The 13031-nt window shown below is 53.7% G+C and carries 15 protein-coding genes; 4 read left to right on the top strand and 11 right to left on the bottom strand.

The window, feature by feature from the left end; all coding sequences use genetic code 11:
• Positions 1–122: 122 nt before the first annotated feature.
• Complete coding sequence (locus OFAG_RS09760) at positions 123–1136, top strand: amidohydrolase family protein (RefSeq protein ID WP_005876346.1); 1014 nt, start codon at positions 123–125, stop codon at positions 1134–1136.
• A gap of 50 nt (positions 1137–1186) precedes the next feature.
• On the opposite strand, the gene OFAG_RS09755 is transcribed toward OFAG_RS09760, so the two are convergent.
• Positions 1187–1435: a hypothetical protein gene (locus OFAG_RS09755; protein WP_005876348.1), complete on the bottom strand. Its 249-nt coding sequence runs from the start codon at positions 1433–1435 to the stop codon at positions 1187–1189.
• 242 nt (positions 1436–1677) lie between these two features.
• On the opposite strand from OFAG_RS09755, the gene OFAG_RS09750 reads away from it, so the two are divergent.
• On the top strand, positions 1678–2838 hold the full coding sequence (locus tag OFAG_RS09750) for a serine hydrolase domain-containing protein (protein WP_020995216.1): 1161 nt from the start codon (positions 1678–1680) through the stop codon (positions 2836–2838).
• A gap of 60 nt (positions 2839–2898) precedes the next feature.
• Here the strand turns inward: OFAG_RS09750 and OFAG_RS09745 are convergent, their stop codons facing one another.
• From OFAG_RS09745 to OFAG_RS13955, 3 genes are all read right to left on the bottom strand, one after another.
• The gene (locus tag OFAG_RS09745) at positions 2899–3705 is read right to left on the bottom strand and encodes a glycosyltransferase (protein WP_005876352.1); all 807 of its coding nucleotides are present in this window, start codon (positions 3703–3705) and stop codon (positions 2899–2901) included.
• A 691-nt stretch (positions 3706–4396) separates the two neighbouring features.
• Positions 4397–4672, bottom strand: a complete 276-nt coding sequence (locus OFAG_RS09735; protein WP_005876354.1) for a type II toxin-antitoxin system RelE/ParE family toxin — start codon at positions 4670–4672, stop codon at positions 4397–4399.
• Positions 4651–4833, bottom strand: coding sequence for a hypothetical protein (locus OFAG_RS13955; protein WP_020995214.1), 183 nt, complete (start codon positions 4831–4833; stop codon positions 4651–4653). The genes OFAG_RS09735 and OFAG_RS13955 overlap by 22 nt, the downstream gene beginning before the upstream one ends.
• Positions 4834–5107: 274 nt before the next feature.
• Here OFAG_RS13955 and OFAG_RS09730 point away from each other — a divergent pair, with 274 nt between their 5' ends.
• Entirely contained in the window at positions 5108–5497 is a 390-nt protein-coding gene (locus OFAG_RS09730) for a hypothetical protein (RefSeq protein WP_005876356.1), read from the top strand.
• Positions 5498–5768: 271 nt separating this feature from the next.
• Here OFAG_RS09730 and OFAG_RS09725 read toward each other — a convergent pair whose 3' ends face one another.
• Together OFAG_RS09725 and OFAG_RS09720 are read right to left on the bottom strand one after the other, a co-directional pair.
• Entirely contained in the window at positions 5769–7361 is a 1593-nt protein-coding gene (locus OFAG_RS09725) for a DHA2 family efflux MFS transporter permease subunit (protein ID WP_005876358.1), read from the bottom strand.
• 4 nt (positions 7362–7365) lie between these two features.
• Entirely contained in the window at positions 7366–8331 is a 966-nt protein-coding gene (locus tag OFAG_RS09720; protein ID WP_005876359.1) for an HlyD family secretion protein, read from the bottom strand.
• A gap of 159 nt (positions 8332–8490) precedes the next feature.
• Between OFAG_RS09720 and OFAG_RS09715 the strand changes: the two genes are divergently transcribed.
• The gene (locus OFAG_RS09715; protein WP_005876361.1) at positions 8491–9162 is read left to right on the top strand and encodes a TetR/AcrR family transcriptional regulator; all 672 of its coding nucleotides are present in this window, start codon (positions 8491–8493) and stop codon (positions 9160–9162) included.
• Between the two features lie 29 nt (positions 9163–9191).
• On the opposite strand, the gene OFAG_RS09710 is transcribed toward OFAG_RS09715, so the two are convergent.
• From OFAG_RS09710 to OFAG_RS09690, 5 genes are all read right to left on the bottom strand, one after another.
• Positions 9192–9881: a nitroreductase family protein gene (locus OFAG_RS09710; RefSeq protein ID WP_005876363.1), complete on the bottom strand. Its 690-nt coding sequence runs from the start codon at positions 9879–9881 to the stop codon at positions 9192–9194.
• Positions 9882–9974: 93 nt separating this feature from the next.
• Positions 9975–10769 (bottom strand): YoaK family protein, encoded by a 795-nt coding sequence (locus tag OFAG_RS09705; RefSeq protein WP_005876365.1) that lies wholly within the window; start codon positions 10767–10769, stop codon positions 9975–9977.
• Positions 10770–10892: 123 nt separating this feature from the next.
• Entirely contained in the window at positions 10893–11384 is a 492-nt protein-coding gene (locus OFAG_RS09700; protein ID WP_020995212.1) for a TspO/MBR family protein, read from the bottom strand.
• 141 nt (positions 11385–11525) lie between these two features.
• Positions 11526–11969, bottom strand: coding sequence for a pyrimidine dimer DNA glycosylase/endonuclease V (locus OFAG_RS09695; RefSeq protein WP_040720170.1), 444 nt, complete (start codon positions 11967–11969; stop codon positions 11526–11528).
• A gap of 14 nt (positions 11970–11983) precedes the next feature.
• Positions 11984–12571, bottom strand: coding sequence for an NAD(P)H-dependent oxidoreductase (locus OFAG_RS09690; RefSeq protein ID WP_005876371.1), 588 nt, complete (start codon positions 12569–12571; stop codon positions 11984–11986).
• Positions 12572–13031: the final 460 nt, after the last annotated feature.

Here is a 13031-nt window from a genome sequence, read left to right as displayed (position 1 = left end):
TATATCGTTTCGGGGTTTCTTATTGATGAATCCGGTTATAGTGTCTGTTCCAGTGGGTTGGCCCTGAAAAAAACGGGGTGAAACACGGGCGCTTCAACGGATGTTTATAAGGAGGGGACAAAATGTTCAAGTGGTTCTGGAGATGTGCCGGCATTCTTGTCTTGTCGCTGGGTGTTCAGATACAGGCGGGAGCAGGCATGCTGTATCCTGCCTGGGACAGCCATTTGCATTATCTCGACTTCACGCAACGTACGGACGGTATTGACGAACTGGTCAGGAAAATGGATGCGGCAGGGGTAAAAGAGGCTGTCGTTTTCGGGATGCCGATCGTCAAAATGTGGAGTGCGGCCGATCCGGTGCGCCCCGACTATTATCTGGATACCGATGCGCGGGCCTATTATTTTTCAGCGACGGATTTCATTCTTGCCGAACATCTTGAAAAACAGCCGGAAGCCGTACGGCAGCGTTTTCACCCGTTTATCAGCGGCATCAATCCGCTTGACCTGAATGCGGCGGAGTACATCGAAACGCTGATTCGTCTCTACCCGGGATTCTGGCAGGGTATCGGCGAACTGATGTCCCGGCATGACGACCTGACTGCCTTCACTTATGGCGAACCGCCCCGGGCGGATCATCCGGCTCTGATGAAGGTGTACCGGCTGGCGGCGAAATATCAGTTGCCTGTGCTGATCCATCACAATATATCCTCGGCCAGCAAACGCGAACCGATTTATGCGGGTGAAATGGAACGCGCCCTGAAGGCCAATCCCCGAACAAGGTTTATCTGGGCTCACGTTGGCATTTCCAGACGGATTGATGTCCCGGCCCTGACGGAAGAGGCGGATCGTTTATTGGCAGCCTGTCCGAATTTGTCTTTCGATTTGTCCTGGCTGGTCTATGACGAACACATCGCCGTGTCGGAAGCGTCTCTGGCGAAGTGGGCCGCCCTGATCGAAAAGTACCCTGACCGCTTCATGATCGGTTCGGACAAGGTCGGGCACTGGGCGACGTATCCGGATGAAATGACCAAGTACAATCGTCTTTTGAAAAAGCTGTCGCCGAAAACGGCTTCCCGACTGGCAAGTGAAAACATCCGGAATTGCCTGCCGAAAAAACCGGTTGTTTATACACCCTGAGCGTGAAAAAACCGCCGTTGCAAGCGGCGGTTTTCAGGTGTTTCCCGATTTCAGAACGGTTCGACAGCCGGTTCCATGCAATAGGCGTGGAACTCGTCGAAAGAGGTGACCAGACAGTCGCCCCAACCCGATGCGTACTGTCTTCTGGTTTTGAGGATTTTGTTGTGGAACTGCTGTTTGTAGACAAGCCAGCCCTTGGTTCTCTTCAGAATTACAATCTTGTTTCTTTCCAGACAGCCGCAGCCGCCGAAAAGCGTTTCGCCGCCATACACGGTGTTTTCCTTGAATCTGTGAATCATGACATTTAACCTTCCTGGGATATCAAACCGGACGATTTGCCAGTATAACGTTATTTTTTTGCTGAATGAAAGCCAATTTTACAATAGCCGGGTTTTTTCGTGACAAAACGGACGGACAATTCTTGTCGGTGCCGTAAAGACAGGAATACAGGGTTGCAATGTGTGCGATTTCCTGTAGAAGGTTTTACTTGCGTCAGTTTATAATCGTTTGGGACATGTTCGGAACGAATTGGGAGAAGAAGATGGAAAATGCTTTTGTTTGCCAGCCTGAAAAATTGGAAACTGCTGTTGATGAGGCCATCGACAGGAATCTCGCCCGAAAAATGACTGGCGGAGTCGTCGTTCTGGTTTTGCATGACGGAAAACCGGTTTATAAAAAAGCGGCCGGCCTGGCTGATATCGAGGCGAACAGGCCGATGCGGGAGAACACGCTGTTTCGTCTGGCTTCGATCAGCAAGGCGTTTACCAGTCTGGCCGTTGCCGCACTGATCCAGCAGGGAAAACTGGATTTTGACGATCCCGTTTCGAAATGGCTCCCTTATTTCACGCCGGAACTGGCAGACGGTTCAAAACCGGCCATCACGATCCGGCAGCTTTTATGCCATATGTCGGGTCTGGACTATCGCTGGGCCCAGAAAGAGGATGGCCCTTATGCAAGGGCCGGCGTGTCGGACGGCCTCGACATGACCGGCATGACGCTGGAAGAAAATCTGGAACGGCTGGCGACAGCCCCGCTCTGTTTCGAACCGGGCACGAACTGGCTGTATTCGCTGGGGCCGGATGTGCTTGGAGCGGTTATTGCGAAAGTTTACGGCAAGGATTTTCCGCAAGCCCTGTCCGATCTGGTTTTGAAACCGCTTGGAATGACCGATACGGCGTTTTATGTGAATGAAAGCGATCGGGAAAGGGTGGCGGCTCCCTATTACCTGAACAATGGAAAACTGGCACGGATGGCCGACGATCAGTACCTGAGTTCTCCGGACGACCGGTATTTCCATTTTTCACCCGAACGCGTTTTTCTTCCGGACGAATATCCATCAGGCGGAGTCGGTCTTATCGGAACCGCTTCCGATCTGATGCGGCTGGTCGAAGCCATCCGTACCGGAATCGCTCCTTTTGCGGACAAGGCACTGATGAGCACGATGTCGGCCAATGTATTGCATGGTATCGAGGCACGGCCCGGTATCGGATTCGGTCTGGGGTGGGGGGTTATCGTCGATCCCGTCGCCGCGGAAAATACCCCGCAAACTGTGGGGACGCTGGCTTGGGGAGGAGTGTACGGTTCCAGATGGTTTGCCGATCCGGCGAAAAAGCTGTCGGTTGTGACCATGACGACGACTGCGCTGGATGAAGTCGTCGCGGTGGATATCCGCAATGCCATTTATTCCGCCATGAGGGAATAAACAAAACAGGTTTCAAAGGAAAAACGCGGAAACCCGGAACAGAAACGGGTTCCCCGGTTTTCAGAACGCCAGCCATCCCAGGAAAAAACCGATCAGTATGCCGGTGGAAAATCCCGCAAGGCCCAGAACGATCCGTTTTATCCGCTTTTGTTTTTTTCTGCGTTTTTCCGCATCGTCAACGACATGATCGGCCCAGCCGATGTGCATGACGGCGCTGTTTTCCAGAATGACGACGTACTTGCCCATCGCGGCGTATTTTATGGAGGTTTTCGATTCGCCTTCGGCGGAAAGGCGGTATTGTGAAAACGGTTTGACAAAGTCGTAGTCCGAAAGGCGCCTCAAGCCGGGGTTGAAGCTGAATCCCTGCCAGTTCTTGTGATTGTGCCGTAACCTGAAAAATCCGACATCGCCTGCAAGCTGATACGTTCCGAGCGTATGGCGGCATTCCTTTCCGTCTTTCATGAGGGAATGGGTTCGTATATCGTGGTGATAGCTTCTCAACCATGCCTGCAGAACGTCCGGATCCGATTCCAGGATTTTGAGGGAATCTTCTATGAAGCGGTGACGGTAAAATTCCCAGTCGTCTTCGCAGTGGAAGATATAGTCGGTCTTTACATGTTGATAGGCGAGATCGATAGAGGCCAGTTGCCCCAGATTGGTCAAATTGACGAATACCTTGCAGTACGGTTTCCAGTGTTCGGGAATGGCATCGTGAACTTTTTCGCTTCCCGAATCTTCGGTAATGATGACTTCCCGGACAGGGTAAGTATTGAATGTGTCGAGACTGTCCAGTGTCTTTTTCAACAAATCGAAACGTCCGCAACTCGTCAGTACGATAGTGACGTTGCTTTCCTGGCTGAAATCCATTTTTAATGTGAAAGTGATGTGTTGTTTACCAAATGGATAACCTGAACGAACGGGTATAATCCGGGAAGCCGCCGGTCATGCACTCAATAAAGGAATGCGCTGCGGCGGAAAATTATGCTACATTAATTTTGTGGCAAATGACAAGTTCGGAACCCGGCGCGGTATTTTCCGGGATCGTCTGGAATCGGATTGCCCGGGAAACGCTGTTTCGGCGTGGTCGGCATTTGATTGCAGCAGGACGCCATTTCATTTATTAAGGTAACCGGGGCTGTCAAGCGCTTTTCCCGACCGGTCATTGAAGGAATATGGGTCAGGCGCAGGCTGTTTTCCTGTGGGTGCCTGAAAGGATGGAGGAGCTTTCAGCGACCGGGTCCGGTTTTCCTTTCATCACATCCCGCTGTCGAAATGGTGACGCGACAATGTTTCAGCGCCTTTTCAAAAAGCGGTTTTCCATACCCTGTTTTCAGGCAGGCACGGGATATGACGCCTTTACCCCCATTTCAGAAATCCCCGGAGCAGGGAGGCAAAAGCGGAAGTGTGGTGTTTTCCGGAACCGGGCGCGATATCGGCAGAAGGTGTCTTGCCTGTTTTATGGCTTAACGACACCTCGTTTTTCCGTCGGGGGTTTCATGGCGGAAACAGGGGCGCGACGTCGAGGCAGACACACACTGTGTCTGGAAGGTTCCCGCTTTTATGGGAGCGATGCCGTGGACAGTATGCGCAATATCCGGATCTGGCTGTCCGTTGAATCGTAAACAAGAACAAGCTGATCGGAAATACCGGCTTCCATTGTGCCTTTAACCCGTCCCGGAAAACCTGTTTCGGTTGGGGTAACAAGCTTTTCGGCTACTTCGTCGATGGCTTCGTCAGTGAATATCGCTTCGTCCCGGTCGGCATGCGCGTAAAACAGCTCGTTGCGGTCGTTCAGGGCCAGTCTGGTCCACATCAGTTTTTTCTTTTTGGGCATTCCATTAACCTTAGCGTTCTGATTTTGAGATCGCGAAACAGTCTCCAGACCCGCTTGTGTTCCACAAGCTGGCCTTTCTCGGCGCACTCGACGGCTTCCCGGACAGCCTGTGAAAACGACACGAACGGGATGGTTTCCGGCGCTGAAAACATTTTTTTCATGGTCTTCTTCCTGCTGATAAAAACTGAAAATTATCAGTCTTTTCAACGGCTTGCAAACTGAGCCTTGGAATATTTTTTCAACAATACTTTCCATAACCGTCATGAATGCGTTATGGGTAGGTGGCGTTGCCTTCCGGAAACAGTCTGTTTAAATTCCGGGATACCGCTTGCTGCCGACACGCGCAATTTTCATCCTCCGATACGAAAGACCGGGTAGTTTTATCTTCTGGAAAGAAGTGCCATGCGAGCCCCATACCTAACCGGAACGCCTCCAATGGATTGGAAAAGGGTTGCCCCATGCAGAAACATTGTTTATTCCGGTGGAACCCTTTACAAGCAGGCAAAGATATTTGTCCGTTTTGCCGAGAACTTTTCCATGGGGCTGGGGAGTGATGCCAGGCGAAGTATTATCGGCAGGTTTTTGAAAAGTGTAACGCTTTCCGGAAGAAGACAATGGGTTGCCGGACATTGGATCAATGCCGATTTCGGCGGTTCGGGGGACTGGGAGGGTAATATTACTCCCCTGGCAGCGCGTGCCAATCACATGCATTACACGCGGGTGGAAAAAGTGGTTGCTGAAAACCGGCGCGGAATTTATCGTTATTTCAACGATGTGCGGGTTAAAGACAGGCTTCTGTTGTGGTCAGGCAGGTTTATGAAGTGACCCTTTCAGGAAGAGTCGGACGGTATGGATCGGCATCTGCCTTGTCGGCATACCTTATTTCGAAGTCAGGGAGAAAACAGACGGGATGGGGAGAGGCTGGAAAAGGAATTTTCCTTTTCAGATGAGCAAGAAAATCCGGAAAGAGTCGCAAAAAATTGCAGACAAGGCAGGAGAACCGGTGGGTTCACCGGGCGTGCTGAAATCCCTCAGAGTGACCATTCCGAACCGTTACTGAACAGCCGGCTTGCCTTGCCGCACGCCGGCGGACGATTCAACCCGGTTCACGGGCCCGAGGCGACGCTTCCGGTTTCGGGCTGCCGGCCGCTTTTTTCCCCGGTTTCGGCGCCAGCCAGATGGAGAAAGCGGACAGGATGAGACAGACGCTGACGATCATCATCACCTGATTGGTCGCCAGCATGGCGCTCTGGTTGGTGACGGCATTGTTGATTAAGGCACGGGCCGTTTCGGTCTGGATGCCGGATTCGGTGAGCTGCCGGAAGTATTCGCCCGTCCGGTCGACCAGTCCGGCCAGTTCGGCGTGATTGTAGTTGATCTTGTCTTCCCATGTGGTGTTGACCAGGGACGTGGCGAAAGCGCCCGACAGGGTTCGCAAAAAGGTCATCAGTCCGGCGGCGGATGCGGTTTCGCTTTCTTCCACATTCATCAGCGCCAGTCCGATCAGCGGCACGAAAAAGAACGGGCTTCCCAGTCCCATCAGCATGATGGGCAGGGCGATCCACCAGTACGAGGCGTCCGTGTTGAGGAAACAGCGTCCGAACGTGATCAGGCCAAGCCACATGAGGCCGCCGAAGATCAGCCGCCGGGGGTCGGTTTTCCGCGCCCATATGGCGGCCAGCGGAGCCACGAAAAAGGCGGTGACGCCACTCCATGCCGTCGTCTCACCCGACCAGGTGGGGGTATAGCCCATGAAATTCTGCAACCACAAGGGCGTGATCACATTGGCGGCAAAATAGCCGCCAAAAGCCAGACTGATGGTGAAAACGCAGATGGAATATCCCCGGTGCCGGAAAACGGACAGGTTGACGATCGGGTGTTTTTCCCCGAGTTCCCATATCAGGAATGTGGCAAAACCGATTGCGGCGATAATAGCCAGGGCAACAATATAATTGGAAGAGAACCAGTCGAGGTCCTTGCCTTCGTCGATCATGATCTGGAAGGCGCCGACCCAGACGACCAAGAGAACCAGACCGATCACATCAATCGGCGAGCGGACGAGTTCGCGCTCGAACCCTTTCAGCAGTTGCCATGTCAGCCAGCTGCAAATAATGGCGATCGGCACGTTGATGAAAAAAATCCACGACCAGCTGTAGTTGTCGCAAATCCAGCCGCCGAGAATCGGGCCGATAACCGGCGCGGTCAGGGTCGTCATGGCCCACAATCCGTTGGCGGCCATGGCTTTTTCGCGCGGAAAAATCCGCAGCAGCAGGGTTTGCGTCAAAGGCAGCATCGGGCCGCCGGACAATCCCTGCAAGACACGGGCCGCAACCAGAAATCCCAGCGAATTGGCAAAACCGCACATGGCCGAACAGACCCCGAAACAGGCCATCGCGCAGCAAAAGACGCGCACGGCTCCGAAACGGGCTGCCAGCCAGCCGGTCAGGGGTACTGTGATGGCTTCGGCAACCGCGTAAGACGTGATGACCCAGGTGCCCTGACTGGTGGTAACGCCCAGATTGCCGGCAATGCTGGAAACCGACACATTGGCAATCGTCATGTCGAGCACGGCGATGAAATTGGCTCCGGAAAGCAGAATGGCGGCGAACCACAGCATATTGCCTTTAAGCGGCTGGTTGAACTCGGTGTTCAGGGCCGATATGGAAGGGGTGGAAGTCCCGGTTGCCATATGATCATTCCGGTGTGTTGTCGCGCGTGTCGATGGTGACGGTCATGGAAAGTCCGACCTGAAGGGGGTACGCTTTCAGTTCTTCCGGGTCAAGTTTTATCCGGACAGGCAGCCGCTGCACGACCTTGATCCAGTTGCCGGTGGCGTTTTGCGCGGGAATGAGGGCAAAAGCGGAACCGGTTCCCCCCGAAAAGCCTTCGACAGTGCCGTGATAAATAACCGATTTTCCGTACAGGTCGGAATACAGTTCGGCTTTTTGTCCGGTCCGGACTTTTTCAAGCTGTCCTTCCTTGAAATTGGCATCGACATGCATTTCCGAAACGGGCACGACGACGAGTAGTGGCGCGCCTTCCGATACTTTCTGCCCGATCTGGACAGTGCGTTTTGCCACGGTGCCATCGACAGGAGCGCGGATAACCGTCCGGGACAGATCGACTTTCGCCTGTGCAATCCGTGCCTCAGCCTGCGCGATGGCGGCTTTCGCGGCCTGAATGGCGGCCTGACTGGAAGTGTAGGCGTTCTGGGTTTTCGTGAGTTCATCGCCGGAAACGGCGCCCAGTGAAATCAGGGCGTTCCGGCGCTTCAGATCGACGGCGGCCCGCTGGTAGTCCGATTCAGCGGCCGCCAGTTCCGCTCTGGCGTGCGCCGCATCGGCTTCGGCCTGTTGCAGGGCCAGCCGGGTATCGGTATCGTCGATCGTGACGAGAACGTCTCCCTGTTTGACCGTCTGCGTATCGACGACCTTGACTTGCTGGACAATGCCTTCCACGGATGGCGTCACCTGGGCGACTTCAGTGGCTGTATAGGCATTGTCGGTCGAGACGAAATGCGAGGCGTAAAAATACCAGTAAAGGCCGTATGCGATGCCGCACAATATGACGACGCACCCCAGAATTTTGAGGCGTTTCACTCTGGGCGAATCCGTTTTTTTTACAGTCGTTTTCCCGGCTGCCGTATTCTCCGCATCCATTCGTCTTGTCCTTTGTGCTTGTTTTCTTCAGGAATACGCAAGGAAAGGAAAACGGTCGTGACAGGCTTTTGCCAGAACGGTTTTCCATTCAGGGAGTGTTCCTAAACTGTACTCTGCGGTATATTTTATAAACTTATTGCAGTCTGGAAAAGAGCCGGGATGAAAAAGAAGACGGAAGCGAAACGGCAAGCCATTCTGGACGCGGCGTCCGCCGTGTTCCGGGAAACGGGTTTTCACAATGCGACGATGAATGCGATTGCGGCCCGTCTTGGCGGGTCGAAAATGACCCTGTACAGTTATTTTCCCTCGAAAGAAGCCATTTTTCTGGAAGTCGTGCGCCGTATAGCGGACAGCAAGAGCCGGAAACTGACTTCGATGCTGGAACAGCCGCCTTCGGCGATTACGGAAGTCAGCCGGAAACTCGCCGATGAAGCGTACAGCGTGTTGAAACAGCCGGCCGGCGATATTGAAGCGGCATTGCGCCGCTTCGGTGAAAAATACATCGCTTTTGTTTACTCTCCGGAAATCCTCTCCATCCGGCGGGTGCTGTTTGCGGAATCGGTACGCTCGGAAACAGGCCGTTTTTATTATGAGAACGGCCCGAAGAAGACGATCGGACTGATTGCCGTTTTTCTGGAGGCGGCGGTGGCGAACGGCCAACTGAAGCCGTTGGCGGATCCGTTTGCCGCCGCTACCCATTTGCGCAGTCTGCTCAATGCCGAATGGTACGAACGCTGCCTCTTCGATGTGGATATGCCCTTATCGGCAGAACGCATCGGGAAAACTGTCCGGGATGCCGTCCGGGTTTTTGTGGCGGCATACGGGGCGTAAGCCTGGTCTGAAGCCGGTACGCTTTTTCATCATTTGTCCAGAAAGGTGGCAAAGGCGGAGACAGGTTCACGGTCTGTAGCCAGCCGGTTGATCGGCGCGTCAGTAGCGGCGTATCCGATAGCCATGCCTGCCAGTACCATTTCTTCGGCGGGAAGGGACAGTTGCTCGCGGATAATCAGATGATAATCGCTCCAGAATGCCTGCAGGCAGGTATCGAGGCCATGACTTTTGGCGGACAGCATGAGGTTTTCGAAGAACGCGCCATAATCGATGAAGTTGACGCAGGGCAGCTTGCGGTCGATGGTAAAGATAAAGCCGGCCGGCGCGCCGAAAAATTCGAAGTTGCGCCGTTGCTGCTGATGTCTTTTGACGTGATCTTCTCTGGCAATGCCTATCAGGCTGTACATGTCCTGGCCGACTTTCCGGCGGCGCGAAAGATAAGGTTCGAAAGGCGGGTCGGGATAATAGGAATATTCCGGCTGGTGCTTTTCGGGTTCGTTGTCGAACGCGGTGCAGACCGCATCCGTCAGTCTTTTGAGCGCGTTGCCCGTCAGGACATAGACTTTCCAGGGTTGCATGTTGGTTGCTGACGGCGCGCGGGATGCCATGTCGAGAACGTGTTCGATCAGTCCGGCAGGAACGGGGTCTTTTTTATAGGCGCGAATGGATTGGCGGCTTGCGATAACGGTGTCGATTGGCGAGGATTCAATGGTGGACATGGGATTTCTCCGTTGAATGAAAGATGCGGTCGGTATGCGGGTACGATAACAGTTATGTTAAGCCAAATCTGCCTGATCCGTCTTGACGCCGGATCAGTCGTTTGTCTGGTCGCTTTCGATATTTCCGGCGGTTTTATCGTGATGGAAAGAAGGTATCTTCCTGTTTTTATGTCGTTTTTCCTCATTTTGAAGACTCGCTGCCACCAACATGACGAGACAGGCAGGCAAAAGCAGGAAAAAGCGGTTCATGCCGTGGACGAGGGCGGCAAGGCCTGCTGATGTAACATAAGCCAGCCATGCCAGACCGGGTAGCAATACTTCATCCAGCGTCGGTACGGCGCTCCCCGTTTTTTCCAGAAAACGGCGGGAAATGAAACGTCCGGTGAACGCGTCGCAGAATTTGATGATGTTGTTGGTCACGACCAGCGTCTGGAGCGAGACGGCGCCGAACCGGGCGATAGTTTCACCCTGCATTGCCAGCGCAAGCGAGAGCAGCGGGAGTTCCAGAGCCAGATTCCAGGCGGGATGCAATCTGGCGATACTGGCCAAAATGAGTACGGCCGCCATCATGACCAGTTCCATCCGGGGTCTGGCCAGATGCCGTCGGATCAGGCTGGCGAGGATGCAGTTGATGAAAAAGAGGACGATGGCATAGGCAAAAAGGCCAAATCTCGTCCAGTTCGCAGCGGCAAGATTCATTCCGAGCTGGACGGTATTGCCGGTCATGATGGAAGCGTAGAGCCGGTCGCAATCCATGAAGGCGGTCACTTCGACGAATCCCGACACGGTGGTGAGAAGAATGACGCGGAAGCTGTTTTTGCCCAGTGAAACGGTCTGGCAGGCTGGCGGAAGCGTGTCGGTTGTACCGGTCTCTTTGGCGGCTTTCATGGATTTCCTGCGGTTTCCGATAAAAGAAGGACGACAGATGGAAACGATCCGGACGTTTTCCGTAACGGTTTCTGACAGGCGGCTTGATGGCCGGAATTGCTGTGCGCGGCAACCTGGAAAGATTCAGTTATACATATAAATGTACAAATTCAGATAGGTTGCGAAACAAAGCCATGCGATATACGGCCAGAACAGGATGGAGCTGATTTTCTTTACCGGCCATGCCTTGACCGCATACCAGATGGCTATCCAGTCGAGGACGACAATACAGACGAGACCGTTTAACGGATTCTGGCGGTAGAAAAAAAGATAGCACCAGAAAAAATTCAGGAAAAGCTGGAAAAGAAACAGGGTGCGCAGAAACCGCTTGCGGTCGTCAGATTTCAGCAGGATCAGCCCCATGGAAAGGCCCGTCATAATGTAGAGGATAGTCCAGACAACCGGAAAGACCGCGTTCGGTGGAGTCAGCGGCGGCTTGTTGAGATAGGGATACCAGTTCCGGATGGAATCTTCCTGCATGTAAGCGGCAAGCGCACCTACGGCAAGGCTCAAGACGATGGGCCAGATCACGGTAAGGATATTCCCCATTGTTGAAGACGATTTTTGCATGGTCATTTGGTTGCCGCCCGGGTTCAAATGTCTGTTGGAGTGAAAACGCGTGCGTGAGTTCCCGGACAGGAATTTCTTCTGACAATTGTCCAGGAAGGGGCGTTTTCAGCGGGGAATGCCGTAATGGATACGGCTGAAGGTGTGCTGTCAGGGTGTTCCGGGAAGTTTTTCCCAGCGTTCGATTTCCCCTTCTTCTACGGTAAACAGGGGATGCGGCTGGAGAGGAACGGTTTTTTCAAGGAGAGGAATGAAACCGGGAGAACGTTTTTCCAGTTTTCCCAGCAGATGCTTTTTTTCGAATTCGAGCTGGCCTGTCGTGACGGGAAGGCTGGCGACAGACAAGCCGGGCGTTCCGATCCGGGAAGCGTCGAACCGGTAGGAACGGCGCCGGGCTTCGTCAAGAAGCCCGGCGAGATAAGTGTCGATGGCCAGTACAGGATCGTCCGTCCGGGAGAAACGCTGCAATTGCGGATGGCGCCGGTAACCCTTTGTGTTTCCGGCCAGTACCTGACGGGCCAGCAAAGCCTCGCGCCAGCAGGCTACAAGGCCGCGGGCGTCCAGATAGCGCGGATGAAGTGTCCAGAGACGCACAGGCACGCTGTCGGTCAGCGTTTGCCGAAGGCTTCTTGCAAGTGTTCCCGGTATCGGGCGGCATCGTTTGCGATATGCGGATCCTTGATCACGTCGTTGCACATGAAAGTCGGCAGGGGCGACATGCCGATGAACTGGTTGGCTTTGTGGAAAGGAAAGAGGACAGCGTCGATTCCTTTGCCTTCAAAGAACTGATCCGGATCGGCGAACGCTTCGAGCGGGGCATTCCAGGTGATGGAAAACAGGTATTTCTTGCCTTGCAAAAGCCCGCCGGAACCGTATTTTTTGCCGGAATCGGAGCGGGTGCGGCCGTCGCTTTCGTATATTTTTCCATGTCCTGCAGTAAAAACCTCATCGACATATTTCTTCATGATCCAGGGCGCTTCCATCCACCATGCCGGCATCTGGTAAATCACGGCATCGGCCCATACGAATTTTTCGACTTCTGCCGCGATGTCGTACCCGTCGTCGATACGGGTCGTTTTGACCTCGTGGCCCAGACTTTTCAGCGTTTCAACAGCAAGTCCGGCCAGATAATCGTTCAGACGGCCTTGCGAATGGCCGAAATGTTTCGAAGCGTTAACGACAAAAATGTGGCGCATGGTTTTTCACTTTCAAACGGTTTCGGGAGACGGGAGGTATTTTCCGTTGAAAACGGATATTGTCCCTTGATTCGGATTCAATAACTGAAAATGGGGGACGGACGGGGTTTTTCAATACCCGGCCGGTATTTTCTTGTGTGGTTCGTTTCTTTTTCCGGCAGGACGTGTTTTGCTTTTGCCTGCAACGGGAACTTGAAGGCCTTGCCATTTGAAATGGGATTTTTATGAGAGGTGGCCCAGAGTCTTGGGGCTGTCACGGGGCAGGACAACAGGCGGTCTTTTTGAGGAGGCCATTTCCGGGGTGGCGTGTACGGAAGAACCGTTTTGCGCCGGGCAGGCAGAAAACGATGGGGAAGGCGCGCGACAAGCGGGACGCTTTCTTCCCGGATACCGGTTATAGCCGGTTATCGAAGGATCGCCCAAATGATCGGGTTGCCTGCCGGAAAGGGCGGTTTGCCTT

Origin of the sequence: Oxalobacter paraformigenes, assembly GCF_000158475.2 — a bacterium.
Lineage (GTDB): Bacteria > Pseudomonadota > Gammaproteobacteria > Burkholderiales > Burkholderiaceae_D > Oxalobacter > Oxalobacter paraformigenes.
Note: the sequence above shows the minus strand (reverse complement) of the source record. Positions and strands in the feature narration are given on the sequence as shown.